Origin of the sequence: Streptomyces sp. NPDC059454, assembly GCF_042749965.1 — a bacterium.
In the GTDB taxonomy this organism is placed as follows: Bacteria; Actinomycetota; Actinomycetes; order Streptomycetales; family Streptomycetaceae; genus Streptomyces.
This window is the reverse complement of sequence record NZ_JBHYVC010000025.1, coordinates 49,664-66,993: the sequence shown is the minus strand read 5'-3', so window position 1 is coordinate 66,993 and position 17,330 is coordinate 49,664. Positions and strand designations below refer to the sequence as shown.

The 17,330-nt window shown below is 71.6% G+C and carries 12 protein-coding genes; 5 read left to right on the top strand and 7 right to left on the bottom strand.

Annotated elements, in window-relative coordinates; translation table 11 throughout:
* Positions 1-93: 93 nt before the first annotated feature.
* The 3 genes from pepN to ACFXAE_RS19090 all read right to left on the bottom strand — a co-directional run bounded on the left by pepN (position 94) and on the right by ACFXAE_RS19090 (position 3,767).
* Positions 94-2,688 carry an aminopeptidase N gene (gene pepN / locus ACFXAE_RS19100; protein WP_384715807.1) on the bottom strand — a complete coding sequence of 865 codons (2,595 nt, stop codon included), beginning with the start codon at positions 2,686-2,688 and terminating at the stop codon, positions 94-96.
* Positions 2,689-2,736: 48 nt separating this feature from the next.
* Positions 2,737-3,279 carry a two-component system response regulator gene (locus ACFXAE_RS19095; protein WP_384715804.1) on the bottom strand — a complete coding sequence of 181 codons (543 nt, stop codon included), beginning with the start codon at positions 3,277-3,279 and terminating at the stop codon, positions 2,737-2,739.
* Positions 3,280-3,389: 110 nt separating this feature from the next.
* Positions 3,390-3,767 carry a chorismate mutase gene (locus ACFXAE_RS19090; RefSeq protein ID WP_384715801.1) on the bottom strand — a complete coding sequence of 126 codons (378 nt, stop codon included), beginning with the start codon at positions 3,765-3,767 and terminating at the stop codon, positions 3,390-3,392.
* An 81-nt stretch (positions 3,768-3,848) separates the two neighbouring features.
* Here ACFXAE_RS19090 and ACFXAE_RS19085 point away from each other — a divergent pair, with 81 nt between their 5' ends.
* Positions 3,849-4,745, top strand: coding sequence for a hypothetical protein (locus tag ACFXAE_RS19085; protein WP_384715798.1), 897 nt, complete (start codon positions 3,849-3,851; stop codon positions 4,743-4,745).
* A gap of 75 nt (positions 4,746-4,820) precedes the next feature.
* On the opposite strand, the gene ACFXAE_RS19080 is transcribed toward ACFXAE_RS19085, so the two are convergent.
* Positions 4,821-5,546, bottom strand: coding sequence for a vWA domain-containing protein (locus ACFXAE_RS19080; protein ID WP_384715796.1), 726 nt, complete (start codon positions 5,544-5,546; stop codon positions 4,821-4,823).
* Between the two features lie 136 nt (positions 5,547-5,682).
* Here ACFXAE_RS19080 and ACFXAE_RS19075 point away from each other — a divergent pair, with 136 nt between their 5' ends.
* Both ACFXAE_RS19075 and ACFXAE_RS19070 read left to right on the top strand, forming a co-directional pair.
* Positions 5,683-6,612 (top strand): rhomboid family intramembrane serine protease, encoded by a 930-nt coding sequence (locus ACFXAE_RS19075; RefSeq protein ID WP_384715793.1) that lies wholly within the window; start codon positions 5,683-5,685, stop codon positions 6,610-6,612.
* Entirely contained in the window at positions 6,609-7,511 is a 903-nt protein-coding gene (locus ACFXAE_RS19070) for a chitosanase (RefSeq protein WP_384715790.1), read from the top strand. Before ACFXAE_RS19075 ends, ACFXAE_RS19070 begins: the two co-directional genes overlap by 4 nt.
* Positions 7,512-7,635: 124 nt before the next feature.
* Here ACFXAE_RS19070 and ACFXAE_RS19065 read toward each other — a convergent pair whose 3' ends face one another.
* The 3 genes from ACFXAE_RS19065 to ACFXAE_RS19055 all read right to left on the bottom strand — a co-directional run bounded on the left by ACFXAE_RS19065 (position 7,636) and on the right by ACFXAE_RS19055 (position 14,792).
* Positions 7,636-9,099, bottom strand: coding sequence for a glutamate synthase subunit beta (locus ACFXAE_RS19065; protein ID WP_384715787.1), 1,464 nt, complete (start codon positions 9,097-9,099; stop codon positions 7,636-7,638).
* Positions 9,092-13,690: a glutamate synthase large subunit gene (gene gltB, locus ACFXAE_RS19060; RefSeq protein ID WP_384715907.1), complete on the bottom strand. Its 4,599-nt coding sequence runs from the start codon at positions 13,688-13,690 to the stop codon at positions 9,092-9,094. The genes ACFXAE_RS19065 and gltB overlap by 8 nt, the downstream gene beginning before the upstream one ends.
* 370 nt (positions 13,691-14,060) lie before the next feature.
* Positions 14,061-14,792, bottom strand: coding sequence for a VIT1/CCC1 transporter family protein (locus ACFXAE_RS19055; RefSeq protein ID WP_384715784.1), 732 nt, complete (start codon positions 14,790-14,792; stop codon positions 14,061-14,063).
* A gap of 259 nt (positions 14,793-15,051) precedes the next feature.
* On the opposite strand from ACFXAE_RS19055, the gene ACFXAE_RS19050 reads away from it, so the two are divergent.
* A complete protein-coding gene (locus ACFXAE_RS19050; RefSeq protein ID WP_384715781.1) occupies positions 15,052-16,056 on the top strand; it encodes an ADP-ribosylglycohydrolase family protein in 1,005 nt (334 codons plus the stop codon).
* Positions 16,053-17,324: an ADP-ribosylglycohydrolase family protein gene (locus ACFXAE_RS19045; RefSeq protein ID WP_384715778.1), complete on the top strand. Its 1,272-nt coding sequence runs from the start codon at positions 16,053-16,055 to the stop codon at positions 17,322-17,324. The genes ACFXAE_RS19050 and ACFXAE_RS19045 overlap by 4 nt, the downstream gene beginning before the upstream one ends.
* The last annotated feature ends 6 nt before the right edge of the window (positions 17,325-17,330 follow it).

The window sequence follows — 17,330 nt, the reverse complement described above, 5'->3', positions numbered from 1 at the left end:
GCCGCCCACGCCCCCGCCCCTCCGCGCCCGCCGGAGGGCCCGGGCCCGCCCGTCCGCGCCCGCCGGACGGACGGGCGGGCCCCGCGCGCCCGGCTACACCTCCCGCACACGCAACGCGCGGGCCAGGTCGTCGAGCTGGTCGACGAGCTTGCGGCGCAGGGCGGGGATCGGGTCGGCCTTGCGCAGGCACTTCTCGCCGAGCCTCAGGGTCTCGGCGTCGACCGCGTGGGCGGGGAAGGCCCAGCGGCCGGCGGCCTCGGCGATGGCGGGACCGCGGCGGGCGGCGACGGCGACGGCGTCCTTGAAGTAGCGGGACACGTAGGGCCGTACGAGGTCGGCCTGTTCGGGCTGCCAAAAACCCCGGGCGGTGGCGGTGAACAGGTAGTTCGACAGGTCGGCCCGGTCGTCGGAGCCGAACATGGCCTCCCAGGCACGGGCCTTGGCCTCCTCGTCGGGCAGGGCGGCGCGGCAGCGGGCGGCGCCCTCCTGGCCGGTGGCGCTGGGGTCGCGTGCGAGTTCGGCGGCGATGGCGGCCTCGTCGGTGGCGCCGAGCACGGCGAGCCGGGCGAGGACGCGCCAGCGCAGTTCGGGATCGAGTTCGGGACCGCCGGGGACGGTGCCGTCGGCGAGCCAGGCGGCGATGGTGTCGGGGTGGGCGGCGACGTCGATGAACTGGCGTACGGCGATGAGGCGCAGGCCGGGGTGGTCGCCGTCCTCGGTGCGGCGGATGAGGTCGCGGCACAGGTGGGTGAGGGTGGTGAGCGCGGCGGGCCGCTTGTCGGGGGTGAGGTAGCGGTCGGCGATGTGGACGGAGGCGAAGGCGAGGGCGCCCTGGACGAGGGCGAGGTCCGTCTCGTGCGGGAGGTGGGCGCGGGCGACGTCCAGGAAGTCGCCGGCGGGCAGGTCGCCGTCGCGGACGGCGTCCCTGAGCGCGTTCCACACCACCGCGCGGGTGAGGGGTTCGGGCAGGCCGGACAGGTGGGCGCGCAGGGTCTCCAGGGACTCGGCGTCGAAGCGGATCTTGGCGTAGGTGAGGTCGCCGTCGTTGAGGACGACGAGGGCCGGGCGGGTGCCGCCGCTGCTGAGGGCGATGTCCTCGCCGGCGGGGATGTCCGCCTCGAAGCGGTCGCGCAGGGTGAGCCGGTCGGGTTCGTGCAGGTCGTGGTCGTAGACGCCGATGGTGATGCGGTGCGGGCGCGTGCCGCCGGCCGGTTCGAGCCGGCCGGCGTGCTCCGGACCGTGGAGGTTCTCGTCGGGGTCGGGCCCGGGCCGGCCCCCGGGGCTGCCCAGGTGTCCGATGCCGAGGTGCCAGTGGCCGTTGTCGCCGCTCCTCGGTTCGGGGGTGAGGGTGTCGACGCCGGTGGTGCGCAGCCACGCGTCGGCCCAGGCGTGGACGTCGCGGTCGGTGGTGGCGGCGAGGGAGTCGATGAAGTCGGCGAGGCCGGCGTTGCCGAACCGGTGCCGGGCGAAGTGGGTGTTGATGCCGGCGAGGAAGTCCTTCTCGCCGAGCCAGGCGACGAGCTGGCGCAGGGCGGAGGCGCCCTTGGCGTAGGAGATGCCGTCGAAGTTGAGCAGGGCGGAGGCGGTGTCCTGGACGTTCTCGGGGGCCACGGGGTGGGTGGAGGGCCGCTGGTCGGCGTCGTACCCCCAGGACTTGCGGTTGACGCCGAAGTCGGTCCAGGTGTCGGTGAAGCGGGTGGCCTCGGTGAGGGTCTGGTAGCCCATGTACTCGGCGAAGGACTCGTTGAGCCAGATGTCGTCCCACCACTTCAGGGTGACGAGGTCGCCGAACCACATGTGGGCCATCTCGTGGGCGATCACCATGGCGCGGGTCTGGCGCTCGGTGTCGGTGACGGCGGAGCGGTAGACGAACTCGTCGCGGAAGGTGACCAGTCCGGGGTTCTCCATGGCGCCCGCGTTGAACTCGGGGACGAAGGCCTGGTCGTAGGAGTCGAAGGGGTAGGGCTCCTCGAACTTCTCGTGGTAGCGGTCGAAGCAGGCGCGGGTGATGTCGAGGAGCTCGTCGGCGTCCACGTCCAGGTGGGGGGCGAGCGAGCGGCGGCAGTGGATGCCGAAGGGCAGGCCGCGGTGCTCGGTGCGCACGGAGTGCCAGGGGCCGGCGGCGACGGCGACGAGGTAGGTGGAGATCAGCGGGGTGGGCGCGGCCCGCCACACGCCTTCGCCGGTGTGCTCGGTGATGCCGTTGGCGAGGACGGTCCAGTGCCGCGGGGCGGTGACGGTCAGCTCGAAGACGGCCTTGAGGTCGGGCTGGTCGAAGGCGGCGAAGACGCGCTGCACGTCGTCGAGGAACAGCTGGGTGTAGACGTAGGTCTCGCCGTCGGTGGGGTCGGTGAAGCGGTGCATGCCCTCGCCGGTGCGGGAGTAGCGCATGCTCGCGTCGACGCGCAGTTCGTGCTCGCCGGCGGTGAGGTTCTTCAGCGGCAGCCGGTTGCCGTCGAGGGTGCCGGCGTCCAGGGGCTGTCCGTCGAGGGTGACGGAGCGCAGCTCGGCGGGCTTGAGCTCGACGAAGGTGTCCGCGTCCGTGCGGGCGCTGAACCTGATCAGGGTGCGGGAGTCGAACGTCTCGTCACCGGTGCTCAGATCGAGTTCGATCGTGTAGCGGTGGACGTCGAGGAGCTGTGCTCGGTTCTGCGCTTCGTCGCGCGTCAGTACGGACATGCGGGCCATGCTGCCTGATGCGGTCGCCGAACCACAGGGGCGGATCGGGTACGTGCCCTATGTCCGGTCTCGTTCGAGCTCCCCGGTGTGCGCCCCGGCGGGCTGTCCGGGCGGCACATGCGCGTGCGGGTGGGGCAGGGCGGGCTGTCCGGGGGTGGGGGTGCGTTCCTCGAGCCGGGCGCGCAGGGCGCGGACCTCGCGTTCCAGGGCGAGATGGCGCTGGTGTGCGTCGTAGAGGTGACGGATCTTGGTGCGCAGCGCCCACGGGTCGACCGGTTGGGTGACGAGGTCGGCTACGCCGAGGGCGTACGCGGCGGCGGCGAGCTGCGGGTCGCGGGCGAAGCCGGTGAGCAGGACGACGGGGATGAGCTGGGTCTGTTCCAGGCGCCGCATGTAGCGCACGACGTCGAGTCCGCCGGTGCCGGGCGGCCGGACGTCGAGGAGCAGCAGGCCGACGTTCCCGCGCAGCAGCTGTTTGAGGGCCTCGTCGCCGCTGGTGGCCCGGCCCAGCAGGTGGCCCAGCGGGGCCAGGGCGCTCTCCAGGGCGTACAGGGTGTCCTCGTGGTCGTCGACGATGAGGATCCGGGCGTTCGGCGGCATGCGCGCGTCCCTCCTCGCAAGGGACCGGATGGCTGTCCGGGGGCCGGCGGACGGTGCTCGCCGGCCGACAAGGAGTGCACAGCGCAGCATGCCCCGCGCGGGCGGCTGTGTCACTCCCCGGGGAAGGACACCGTGGCGTGGTTCGCTGAGGGCGTGGCGCCGTCCAGGGTGTCCTCGGCGATGCGCTCGTGGTGGTGGATCACCTCCGCGATGATGAAGTTCAGGAACTTCTCCGCGAAGGCCGGGTCGAGTTTGGCGTTCTCGGCGAGGACGCGCAGCCGGGCGATCTGGCGGGCCTCCCGGCCCGGGTCGGCGGGCGGCAGCTGGTGCGCGGCCTTGAGACGGCCGACCTGCTGGGTGCACTTGAAGCGTTCTGCGAGCATGTGGACGACGGCCGCGTCGATGTTGTCGATGCTGTCGCGCAGCCGGGCGAGCTCCTCGCGGACGGCGGGGTCGGCGTCACCGGTGGTGGTGTTGCTGGTGGTCATGGTGGGTCACCTTACGGGGCGGGCACGGTCCGGGGCGGGCCCGTACAGTGGAACCGGGTTCAGGGCGTCCGGGGGTGAGACGTGGCGAACGGCGGACCGGTCGAGCACGGTTATCCGCATCTGGAGACGGTGCGGGCGGCCGTCACCGCGCTGTACCGGCGGCTGTCGTACGACACGGTCCGCACGTTCTCGGTGAGTGTGGCGCCGGCCGACGTGGCGTTCTGCGACACCGACGATCTTCATCTGGGGGCACAGCGGGTGGCCCGCGAGCTGGTGCGGCACTACCGGCTGCCGGACGCGCGGCTGATCGTGGGGTTCCGTGAGATGACGCATGCGGCGAACGTGGAACTGGCGGCCGGGCCGGAGTACTTCGTCGAGCTGAACGACCGGTTCCGGACGCATCGGCGGGACATCGGGGCGGCCCTGGCGCACGAGGTGGCGCATGTGTACCTGCACCGGCTGGACCTGTCGTTCCCGGGGACACGGGAGAACGAGATCCTGACGGACACGACGGCGACGTACCTGGGTGCGGGGTGGCTGCTGCTGGACGCGTTCCGCCAGGACGGGGCGTCGTCGCAGAAGCTGGGGTATCTCACCCCGGAGGAGTTCGGGTACGTGCTGGCGAAGCGGTCACTGGTGTTCGGGGAGGATCCGTCGGTGTGGTTCACCAGCGCGCAGGCGTATGCGGCGTACACGAAGGGGGTGGCGCTGGCACGCCGGGACGAGCAGCAGCCGCCGCTCGTTTCCGCCGGGTGGGCCGGCAGGCGGCGGTATGCGCGGGATCGGCGGCATGCGGAGGGTCATCGCGTGTCCGCGGGGCAGCCGGACGTTCCGTACAGCTTCAGTCCGGCGGACCGCGGCTCCCTGCGGGTGGCGTTTCCCTGCCCTACGTGTCACCAGCGGATTCGTGTGCCGGTGCGAGGGCGTGTGCGGGCGCGGTGCGGGCTGTGCCGCACCGTGTTGGAGTGTGATACCTAGCGGTATCGGGGCTCAGTTTTTGGGTGCGGGTGCGCGGTGGCTTGTCGCGCGGTTCCCCGCGCCCCTATAGGGGCGCTATGCCTCACGCACGATCCCTTGTGAGCGTGCTGTCACCAGCCACTTGGGGAATTCGCCCACCAGTCGGTCGTACAGGTCGGCGTCCGGGACCCTGCCCGGGTCCTCGCCCGCGTGGAAGAAGCCCGCGTTGTCCACGGGGCGTTTCGCCGGGACTGCCAGTTCGTCCAGTTTGCGCAGGTAGTCGAACTGTTTGCTGTTCGGGTCGCCGAAGCCGACGAACTGCCAGAACAGGGGGAGGCGGGCGGCCTTGCAGAGGTACCTCTCCGCGGCGAGTTTGTTGACGGGTCCGCCGTCGGTCTGGAAGACCACCAGGGCGGGAGCCGTGGAGCCGCTGTCCAGGTAGTGGTCGATGACCGCGTCCATCGCCAGGTGGTAGCTGGTCCTGCCCATGTGGCCGAGGCCGGACACGATCCGTTCGACGCGGCCCCGGTGGTCGGCGAGGGCGATGTCGGTGACGGCGTCGACGTCGGTGGAGAAGAAGACGACCGGCACGGTGCCGTCGTCGTCGAGGTGCGCCGACAGGCCCAGCACCCGGTCGGCGAGCGCCTGCACGCTGCCGTCCTTGTAGTACGGCTTCATCGAGCCGGAGTAGTCGACCACCAGGTAGACCGCGGCGCGCAGCCCGTCCAGACCGTGCTTGGCGAGGGACACCCCGGCGGTCTTGTAGAGGCTCACCAGCGCGGGCGCCGTCTCCTCGATCTTGCTGAGACTGATCGCGGCCATACGACTCCCCCTCGGTCATGGAACTGGCCCGAGGGTACGGCAGCCACCCCACCATTCGCTCGTGTCACCAGTGTTCGATATTTTGTTCGCCGCCGCCCCACCGGCTCACCGTCCGTCCCACCCCGAGGAGCCGGCCGTGGATTCCGAGTCCACTGTCACGACCTGTTATCGCCATCCGGCGGTGGAGTGCCACGTCCGCTGCACCCGCTGCGAGCGGTTCATCTGCCCGGACTGCATGCGGGAGGCTCCCGTCGGTCACCAGTGCCCCGAGTGCGTGAAGGAGGGGGCGAGGTCGGTCCGGCAGGCCCGGACCGTCGCGGGCGGCCGGATCTCGGCGACGCCCGTGGTGACGTACGTGCTGTTCGCGCTGAACGTGCTCGCGTATCTGGCGGAGGTGGTGCGGCCGGAGATCGTGGACCGGTTCTCGATGGTGGGTGCCCGGCTGGCCGGGCCGGACGGCGGTCACTACGTCCATGAAGGCGTGTACTTCGGGCATCTCCGTGCGGAGGGCGTCGCCGCCGGCGAGTGGGAGCGCATGCTCACCGGCGCCTTCCTCCACCTGTCGCCCTTCGAGGGCACCTTCGGCATCCTGCACATCACCATGAACATGATGGCGCTGTGGCAGCTGGGGCGGACGGTGGAGTTGATGCTGGGCCGGGTCCGCTTCACCGTCCTGTACCTGCTGTCCGCGCTGGGCGGTTCCGTCCTGGTGCTGGTCCTGGCCGATCCCGGGCGGTCCTCGGTGGGCGCCTCGGGGGCGGTCTTCGGCGTGGGGGCCGCATACTACGTGCTGCACCGCCGGCTGGGCGCGGACATGGCGGCGGTCAACCGCTTCATGGCCTTCCTGCTGCTGTGGCTGGTGGTCTCCGCCGGGCTCACCTCCTGGGAGGGACACCTCGGCGGGCTGCTGACGGGCGGCGCGCTGGCGGTGGCGTTCGCGTACGCCCCCAGGGACGGGCGGCGGACGGTGGTGCAGGCGGGCGCGTGCGTGGCGCTGGTGGTGGTGCTGGCGGTGGCGGCCGTGGTCAAGGTGTCCGAACTGACAGGTGGAGGTGTCCCCCGGTGAGACGTGCCGGTGTGCTGTTCCTCGCGGCCGTTCCCGTGATCGCCACGGGGGCGTACTTCGTCATGCCGGCGGACCCGGCCGGCGCGCCGGCGGCGCCGCCCGCGGCGACCGCCCAGTCGGCCCGTGAGGAAGCCAAGGAACGGGCCGAGGAGGAGCGGGCGGAGGACGACGCGGTCGTCGCCGGTCTGCCGGCGGGGCTGGCCGCCCCCGCGAAGAAGGAGCTGGCCCAGCGGCTGGTGGCGAGCGCCGAACACTCGACCACCGACTGGCGCACCACCTACGGGGTCATCGAGGACGAGGGCGACGGCTGCGGGTACACGGCGGGCATCATCGGCTTCTGCACCGGCACCCACGATCTGCTCATGCTGGTCGAGAACTACACCGAGGACCACCCGGACAACGGGCTGGCGTCCTATCTGCCCGCCCTGCGCGAGGTCGACGGATCGGACTCCCACGAGGGCCTGGACCCCGGTTTCCCCGCCGCCTGGGAGGCGGAGGCGGAGCTGCCGGCGTTCCGCGAGGCGCAGGAGGCGGAGCGCGACCGCATCTACTTCGAGCCGGCGGTGCGGCTCGCCAAGCTGGACGGTCTCGGCACGCTGGGCCAGTTCGTCTACTTCGACGCGATGGTCTCCCACGGCCCCGACCTCGACACGAACGGCTTCTACGGCCTGCGTGAGCGCACGCTGAAGCAGGCGAAGACGCCCGCCGCGGGGGGTTCCGAGAAGAGGTACCTGAACGCCTTCCTCGACATCCGCCGCGAGGCCATGCTGACCCGGTACCCGGACCGCGACACCTCCCGCGTCGACACGGCCCAGCGCCGGTTCCTGGAGGCGGGGAACCTGGGGCTGGACACCCCGCTGGTGTGGGAGATGTACGGGGAGCACCACAGGCTTCCCTGAACATGCGGAGGCGCCTGCCCAGTCGTCCGGTCGGGGACTGGCGGGCAGGCGCCACCATGTGTTCCGTACGCCGTTGTACGGGACGTGTGTGAGGGACCGTCAGGTCTCCTTGTGCACCGTTCCGTCAGACCATCAGTGAGCGGTCCGTCGGGCGGATCGGGGCCGGCAGCTCGCTCGCCCCCGTGAGGAAGCGGTCGCAGCCGCGGGCGGCCGAGCGGCCCTCCGCGATCGCCCACACGATGAGCGACTGGCCGCGGCCGGCGTCACCGGCGACGAACACGCCGGGCACGTTGGTCTGGAAGTCGGCGTCACGGGCGATGTTACCGCGCTCGTCGAGGTCCAGGCCGAACTGCTCGACCAGGCCGTTGTCCCGGTCGGTGCCGGTGAAGCCCATGGCGAGGGTGACCAGCTGGGCCGGGATCTTGCGCTCGGTGCCCGGCTTCGGGGTCAGCCTGCCGTCGACGAACTCGACCTCACTCAGGTGCAGCCACTGGACGTTGCCGTCCTCGTCGCCCTCGAAGTGGGTGGTGGAGACGGAGTAGACCCGTTCACCGCCCTCCTCGTGGGCGGACGTGACCTTGTAGAGCATCGGGAAGGTCGGCCACGGCTGGGAGACCGGGTTCCGCTCCTCGTTCGGGCGGGGCATGATCTCCAGCTGCGTGACGGAGGCCGCGCCCTGACGGTGGGCGGTGCCCACGCAGTCCGCGCCGGTGTCACCGCCGCCGATCACCACGACGTGCTTGCCCTCGGCGGTGATCGGGGGCGCCACGAAGTCGCCCTCCTGCACCTTGTTGGCCAGCGGCAGGTACTCCATGGCCTGGTGGATGCCCTTGAGTTCGCGCCCCGGCACCGGCAGGTCGCGCGCGGTCGTCGCACCGACGGCGAGGACCACGGCGTCGTACCGCTTGCGCAGCGCCGTCGCCGGCATGTCGCGGCCGATCTCGACGCCCGTGCGGAACTTGGTGCCCTCCGCGCGCATCTGCTCGATACGGCGGTTGATGTGCCGCTTCTCCATCTTGAACTCGGGGATGCCGTAGCGCAGGAGACCACCGATGCGGTCCGCGCGCTCGTACACCGCCACGGTGTGGCCGGCCCGGGTCAGCTGCTGGGCGGCGGCCAGACCCGCCGGGCCCGAGCCGACGACCGCGACGGTCTTGCCGGACAGGCGCTCGGGGACCTGCGGGGCGACGTCACCGGTCTCCCACGCCTTGTCGATGATCGAGACCTCGACGTTCTTGATGGTGACCGGCGGCTGGTTGATGCCGAGCACACACGCCGACTCGCACGGAGCGGGGCACAGGCGGCCGGTGAACTCCGGGAAGTTGTTGGTGGCGTGCAGCCGCTCGGAGGCGGCGCCCCAGTCCTCGCGGTAGGCGTAGTCGTTCCACTCGGGGATGAGGTTCCCCAGCGGACAGCCGTTGTGGCAGAACGGGATGCCGCAGTCCATGCAGCGGCTGGCCTGCTTGCTGATGATCGGCAGCAGGGAGCCGGGAACGTAGACCTCGTTCCAGTCCTTCCTGCGCTCCTCGACCGGACGCGACCTGGCGACCTCGCGGCCGTGGTTCAGAAAGCCCTTCGGGTCAGCCATTGATCGCCGCCTCCATCATCTTCTCGGTGATCTCGGTCTCGGACAGACCGGCTCGCTCGGCGGCGTCCTTGGCGGCGAGCACTGCCTTGTACGTGCTGGGGATGATCTTGCTGAAGCGCCGCACGGCGGTGTCCCACTCGGCGAGCAGCTTCCCGGCGACGGTGGAGCCCGTCTCCTCCTGGTGGCGGCGGACCACGTCGTGCAGCCACTGCTTGTCGGCGTCGTCCAGGGCCCCTACGGCGTCCAGGTTACCGGCGTTGACGTTGTCCCGGTCGAGGTCGATGACGTAAGCGATGCCGCCGGACATGCCGGCCGCGAAGTTGCGCCCCGTCTCGCCGAGGACGACCGCGTGACCGCCGGTCATGTACTCGCAGCCGTGGTCGCCCACGCCCTCGGAGACGACCAGCGCGCCGGAGTTGCGGACGCAGAACCGCTCGCCCGTACGACCGCGCAGGAACAGCTCGCCGCCGGTCGCGCCGTACGCGATGGTGTTGCCCGCGATGGTCGAGTACTCGGCGAGGTGGTCGGCGCCGCGGTCGGGGCGGACCACGATCCGGCCGCCGGACAGGCCCTTGCCGACGTAGTCGTTGGCGTCGCCCTCCAGGCGCAGCGTGACACCGCGCGGGACGAAGGCGCCGAAGGACTGGCCGGCGGAGCCGGTGAAGGTGATGTCGATGGTGTCGTCGGGCAGGCCCGCACCGCCGAACTTCTTCGTCACCTCGTGGCCGAGCATGGTGCCGACCGTGCGGTTGATGTTGCGGATGGCGACCCGGGCGCGCACCGGCTGGGCGTCCTCGGCGCCGGACGCGGCGAGCGCGTCGGCGGCGAGCCTGATCAGCTCGTTGTCGAGCGCCTTCTCCAGGCCGTGCTCCTGGGCGACGACCTGGTGGCGGACGGCGCCCTCGGGCAGCTCGGGCACGTGGAACAGCGGGGCCAGCTCCAGGCCCTGCGCCTTCCAGTGGTTCACCGCGCGGGTCACGTCGAGCACCTCGGCGTGGCCGACGGCCTCCTCGATGGAGCGGAAGCCCAGCTCGGCGAGGAGCTCGCGGACCTCCTCGGCGATGAACCGGAAGAAGTTCACGACGTACTCGGCCTTGCCGGAGAACCGGTCCCGCAGGACGGGGTTCTGGGTGGCGATGCCGACCGGGCAGGTGTCCAGGTGGCAGACGCGCATCATGACGCAGCCGGAGACGACCAGCGGGGCGGTGGCGAAGCCGAACTCCTCGGCGCCGAGCAGCGCGGCGATGACCACGTCACGGCCGGTCTTGAGCTGGCCGTCGGTCTGCACGACGATCCGGTCGCGCAGGCCGTTGAGCAGCAGGGTCTGCTGGGTCTCGGCGAGGCCGAGCTCCCAGGGACCGCCGGCGTGCTTCAGCGACGTCAGCGGGGAGGCGCCCGTGCCGCCGTCGTGGCCGGAGATCAGCACGACGTCCGCGTGCGCCTTGGAGACACCCGCGGCGACGGTGCCGACACCGACCTCGGAGACCAGCTTGACGTGAATGCGCGCCTGGGGGTTGGCGTTCTTCAGGTCGTGGATCAGCTGGGCGAGGTCCTCGATGGAGTAGATGTCGTGGTGCGGCGGCGGGGAGATGAGGCCCACGCCCGGCGTCGAGTGCCGGGTCTTCGCGACCCACGGGTAGACCTTGTGGCCGGGCAGCTGGCCGCCCTCACCGGGCTTGGCGCCCTGGGCCATCTTGATCTGGATGTCGTCGGAGTTGACCAGGTACTCGGAGGTCACGCCGAAGCGGCCGGAGGCGACCTGCTTGATGGAGGAGCGGCGGGCCGGGTCGTACAGCCGCTCCGGGTCCTCGCCGCCCTCACCGGTGTTGGACTTGCCGCCCAGCTGGTTCATGGCGATGGCGAGCGTCTCGTGCGCCTCCTGGGAGATGGAGCCGTACGACATGGCACCGGTGGAGAACCGCTTGACGATCTCGGAGACCGGCTCGACCTCGTCGACGGGGATCGGCTGCCGGCCGGACGCGAAGCCGAACAGGCCGCGGAGCGTCATCAGGCGCTCGGACTGCTCGTTCACCCGCTCGGTGTACTTCTTGAAGATGTCGTAGCGGCCGGAGCGCGTGGAGTGCTGGAGGCGGAAGACCGTCTCCGGGTCGAACAGGTGCGGCTCGCCCTCGCGGCGCCACTGGTACTCGCCGCCTATCTCCAGCGCACGGTGCGCGGGAGCGATGCCCGAGGCGGGGTACGCCTTGGCGTGGCGGGCGGCGACCTCCTTGGCGACGACGTCGATGCCGACGCCGCCGATCTTGGTGGCGGTGCCGTTGAAGTACTTCTCCACGAAGGCGTCCTCGAGGCCGACGGCCTCGAAGACCTGGGCGCCGCGGTAGGAGGCGACCGTGGAGATGCCCATCTTGGACATGACCTTCAGGACGCCCTTGCCGAGGGCGTAGATCAGGTTGCGGATGGCCTGCTCGGCCTCGATGCCGGACAGGAAGGTGCCCGCGCGGACCAGGTCCTCGACGGACTCCATCGCCAGGTACGGGTTGACGGCGGCGGCGCCGTAGCCGATGAGCAGGGCGACGTGGTGGACCTCGCGGACGTCGCCGGCCTCGACCAGCAGACCCACCTGGGTGCGCTGCTTGGTGCGGATGAGGTGGTGGTGGACGGCCGCGGTGAGCAGCAGCGACGGGATCGGCGCGTGCTCGGCGTCGGAGTGCCGGTCCGACAGGACGATCAGCCGGGCGCCGTTCTCTATGGCGGCGTCGGCCTCGGCGCAGATGTCCTCGATGCGGGCGGCGAGCGCGTCGCCGCCGCCGGACACCCGGTACAGGCCGGACAGGGTCGCGGCCTTGAAGCCGGGCAGGTCGCCGTCGGCGTTGATGTGGATGAGCTTGGCCAGCTCGTCGTTGTCGATCACCGGGAAGGGCAGGACGACGCTGCGGCAGGAGGCCGCGTTCGGCTCCAGCAGGTTGCCCGACGGGCCCAGCGGGGAACGCAGGGAGGTGACCAGTTCCTCGCGGATCGCGTCCAGCGGCGGGTTGGTGACCTGCGCGAACAGCTGGGTGAAGTAGTCGAAGAGCAGGCGCGGACGCTCGCTCAGCGCGGCGATCGGCGAGTCGGTGCCCATCGAGCCGATCGGCTCGGCGCCGGCCTTGGCCATCGGCGCGATCAGGACCCGCAGCTCCTCCTCGGTGTAGCCGAAGGTCTGCTGGCGGCGGGTGACCGAGGCGTGGGTGTGCACGATGTGCTCGCGCTCGGGCAAGTCGGGCAGCTCGATCTCGCCGGCCTCGAGCCACTCCGCGTAGGGGTGTTCGGCGGCGAGGGCGGCCTTGATCTCGTCGTCCTCGATGATGCGGTGCTCGGCGGTGTCCACCAGGAACATGCGGCCGGGCTGCAGGCGGCCCTTGCGGACGACCTTCGCCGGGTCGATGTCGAGGACGCCGACCTCGGAGCCGAGGACGACCAGACCGTCGTCGGTGACCCAGTAGCGGCCGGGACGCAGGCCGTTGCGGTCGAGCACGGCGCCGACCTGGGTGCCGTCGGTGAAGGTGACGCAGGCGGGGCCGTCCCAGGGCTCCATCATCGTGGAGTGGTACTGGTAGAAGGCGCGCCGCTCGGGGTCCATGGAGTCGTGGTTCTCCCACGCCTCCGGGATCATCATCAGCACGGAGTGCGGCAGCGAGCGGCCGCCCAGGTGCAGGAGCTCCAGGACCTCGTCGAAGGAGGCGGAGTCGGAGGCGTCGGGCGTGCAGACGGGGAAGATCCGCTCGAGGTCCTTGCCGGTCCCGAACAGCTCGGAGACCAGCTGCGACTCGCGGGCGCGCATCCAGTTGCGGTTGCCCTTGACGGTGTTGATCTCACCGTTGTGCGCGACGAAGCGGTAGGGGTGCGCGAGCGGCCACGACGGGAAGGTGTTCGTGGAGAACCGGGAGTGCACCAGCGCGATCGCGGAGCCGAAGCGGCGGTCGGACAGGTCCGGGAAGAACGGCTCGAGCTGACCGGTGGTCAGCATGCCCTTGTAGACGATGGTCCGCGCGGACAGCGACGGGAAGTAGACGCCCACCTCGCGCTCGGCGCGCTTGCGCAGCACGAACGCCTTGCGGTCGAGGTCGATGCCCCTGCTCTCGCCTGCGGTGACGAAGATCTGCCGGAAGACCGGCATCGTCGAGCGGGCGGTGGCGCCGAGCAGTTCGGGCGCGACCGGCACCTCGCGCCAGCCGAGGACGGTCAGGTCCTCGGCGGCGGCGATCTCCTCGATGCGGGCGACGGCGGCGTCGGCGCCGTCCTCCGGCAGGAAGGCGATACCGACGGCGTAACCGCCGGCCCCGGGCAGTTCGAATCCGGCCACCTCGCGGAAGAAGGTGTCGGGGACCTGGGAGAGGATTCCGGCACCGTCGCCGGAGTCCGGCTCGGAACCGGTGGCACCGCGGTGTTCGAGATTGCGCAGGACCGTGAGGGCCTGCTCGACCAGGGTGTGGGACGCCTCGCCGGTAAGGGTGGCGACGAAGCCGACGCCGCAGGCGTCGTGCTCGTTGCGGGGGTCGTACATACCCTGCGCAGCAGGGCGAGCATCCATGAACGACCAGTTCAGGCGGTCGTTCGTGGAGTGCTGGGACGGCTGGCGCGGCGTACGCATCGGCTCTCCCGTCGTCGTCATGTGGCATGTGGCAAGTGCCGAGGGACGACGTTGGCCCTCTGCGTGGTGCGAAATTTCGTGCAGGTTACATGATGGAGCGATTCTCGGGAACCGGGATACCACGTTCCAGCATGCGGACACCGCATGGGTCGCGGCGGGATTCCGCGCCTGCGGTGGAGGCTATGGGGACCGGGTCGAACAGATCGGTGTCCGTCGGTCCAATGGCGGGAAAGGACTCCTTCACCCGTCCCGCGGGGCGCGCCGTCGGCCTCTTTGCCCACAGCGCTTACGGCTCATGCCCAGTGGCCACGCAATCGAAACCAGCAGGTAACGACTACTTATGCGACTCAATGTATAGGTGCGAGCCGCATCATCCTACGGCCGTTCCGAACAGTGCGCCCAGGGCGTACGTCACACCGGCCGCCGCGCCGCCGAGGGCGAGCTGCCGCAGACCGCTGTACCACCAGCTCCGCGCCGTCACCTTGGCCACCACCGCACCGCACAGGAAGAGGCCGAACAGCGCCAGCAGCACGGCGGGCCACAGGCTGCTCGCACCGAGCAGATACGGCAGTACGGGCAGCAGGGCGCCCAGCGCGAAGGAGCCGAAGCTGGACACGGCGGCGACGCCGGGCGAGGGCAGGTCAAAGGGGTCGATGCCGAGTTCCTCGCGGGCATGGATCTCCAGCGCCTGCTCGGGGTCCCTGGACAGCTGCCGGGCCACCTCGCGGGCCAGCCGGGGCTCGACGCCGCGGGCCTCGTAGAGCGCGGCGAGCTCGGCCTCCTCGTCCTTGGGGTGCCTGCGCAGCTCACGCCGCTCGACGTCGAGCTCGGCCTCGACCAGTTCACGCTGGGAGGCCACGGAGGTGTACTCGCCGGCCGCCATGGAGAAGGCGCCGGCGGCCAGACCGGCGAGGCCGGTGAGCACGACGGTCTGCTGAGCGACCGCCCCTCCGGCGACACCGGTCATCAGGGCGAGGTTGGAGACCAGTCCGTCCATCGCGCCGAAGACCGCCGGGCGCAGCCAGCCGCCGTTCACGTCCCGGTGCGTGTGGTTGTCGCGGTGCGCCTCGTGCAGCGTCGCCTCGGTCTCGATGATGGCCATGCCTGTGTCCCCCACAGTCTTGTTTGGACAAGTTCTACTCTTTGACAACACCCAATGTATGCCTCCCGATTCCCTCCCGCCAGCAAGGAAAGGCTCGGCTAACCTGCGGTTTTGCAGGTTTCGCTCGTTTGTGTGGATGGATGCGCAGATGTCGACCGGGTGACGCTGAGCCCCGTGAGGCTGCGCCGGACACCGCACCGGGGACAGATCCGCAAAGGGCTCCGCGCCTCTCGGGGCGCACCTGAGAGGAGAGCCGCGTATGGCATCGACCGCCCGCATCCCCTCCGTCCCGGCGCCCGGGGACACCCTCGGGCGCCGCGAGCGGGCGCGCGGCGCGCTGCTCGGCCTGGCCGTCGGTGACGCGCTGGGCGCCCCGGCCGAGAACATGAAGCCCTCCGAGATCCGCGCGCGGTGGGGCCGTATCACGGGATACGTGGCGGAACACCCGGCGGGCACGGACGACACCGAGTACGCGATCTTCTCGGGTCTGCTGCTGGCCCGGCACGGCTCCGCGCTCACCCCGGCGCATGTCGAGGCGGCCTGGCACGAGTGGATCGCGGACCGCGCGGAGGGACCTTTCCGGGGCGCCGGCTTCAGCGAGCGCGGCACGCTGGAGAACCTGCGCCGCGGGCTGGTGGCGCCGATCTCCGCCCAGCACCGGCACGCCTGGAGCGACGGGCTGGCGATGCGGGCGGCGCCCCATGGGGTGTTCGCGGCCGGCCGTCCCGACGAGGCGGCCCGGCTGGCGGCGATCGACGGCTCGGTCAGCCACGACGGCGAGGGCATCTACGGCGGCCAGGCGGTCGCGGCGGGCGTCGCGGCGGCGATGGCCGGGGCGCCGGTGGTCGCGGTCGTGGCCTCGGCCCTGGCGGTGGTACCGGACGACTCCTGGACCGCCCGCTCACTGCGCCGCGCCGTCACCGCGGCCCACCTCGGCGAGCGCGCGGTCCGCGCGGCGGTGGTGATCGGCGGCTACCCGTGGACCGACCTGGCCCCCGAGGCGGTCGCCCTCGCCTTCGGCGCGTACGCGGCGGCCGACGGCGACTTCGAACAGGCGGTGCTGACGGCCGTCAACATGGGCCGCGACGCCGACACCACGGCGGCGGTGGCCGGCGCCCTGGCGGGCGCGACCCGGGGCGCCGCGACGATCCCGCCGGCCTGGTCGTCCGCCATCACCCCGGCCCGCGGCACCTGCCTGCCGACCATGGCGGGCCACCACGTCCTGGACATCGCGGACCTGCTGACCCAGGAGACCCCCTCATGACCACAACACCGACAGCCACCCTCACCAACACCGCGACCGCACCGCAGGAGCCACCCGCACCTGCTGACGAAAGCCGTACGGGTGGTGCGGGCGGTGCGGGTGGGAACATCCGGGCCGAAGGCGAAGCCGAGGCCGAAAGCCCCGCCCCGCCGCCGCGGGCAAGAATCGAGGGCCTCCTCCTCGGCCTCGCCGCAGGCGACGCCGCCGGCTGGCCGGCCGCCCGCCACAGAGCCGCCCGCATGCCCGAGTGGACAAGGCGCCTCACCCGAGAGCTCGACACCTTCGCCGAACAGAACGCCACCACCACCCTCCCCGTCCCCATCGCCCTGAACCAGCCCTCCGAGCCCCTGCGCCTCGGCCCCTCCGACGACGCCGAATGGGCGGCCTTCGCCGCGGAAGCCGTTCTCCGGGCGGGTGACGAGGCCGCGTTCGGCGACCTGAGCCGAGAGCGCCGCACCCGCGCGGCGATCGACCTGACGTGGAACACCGTGGCCGGTGAGATCGCCGCGGCAGCGGACCGCGCCCCCGAGACGGAGTCCGCCGTACTCCCCCTGCGCGCCCGCATCTCCGTCCGCGCCGGCCTCGGCAACCTCGCCACCGGCCTGCGCCCGCCCGCCACCGGCCACGACAACCCGCACTACTTCGACGACGCCGCCTGCGTCCGCGCCTGCGTCCTGGCCGTGGCCCACCCCGGCGACCCACGGGCCGCCGCCGACCTCGCCGAGTTCGACGCCCGCTACACCCAGGACGGCGACGGCGTGCACGGCGCCCGCGCCATGGCCGCCGCCGTCTCCCTCGCACTGGCCGGCGCGGACCCGCACACCTGCGTGGCGGCGGCCTGCGCCGAGCTGCCCGAGGACACGGAGATCGGCCGCAACGCCCGGCACGCCCTGAAGCTCGCGGCGGACGCCGACAGCGCCTTCGCCCTCGTACCACCGCTGGAGCACCAGATCGTCGACCACGTGTACAGCTACGGCGTCGCCGCCGCCGAGACCGTCCCCGTCGCCCTCGCCCTCGCCACCGCCGCCCACGGCCGGATCGCGGAGGCGGTCCCCGCGGCGGCCTGTCTGTCCCGGGTCGCGGACTCCGCCCCGGCGCTCGTCGGCGCCCTCACCGGCGCGCTGGGCGGCGGGGCCGCGATCCCGGGGACGTGGCGGGAGAGCTGCCGCACCCTCTCCGGCTGCGTACTCCCCCGGCTCACCGGCACGGACCTGGTGGAACTCGCCGGACTCCTGGAAACCGTACAACCGGCCCCGACGGGGGGATGATTCGGG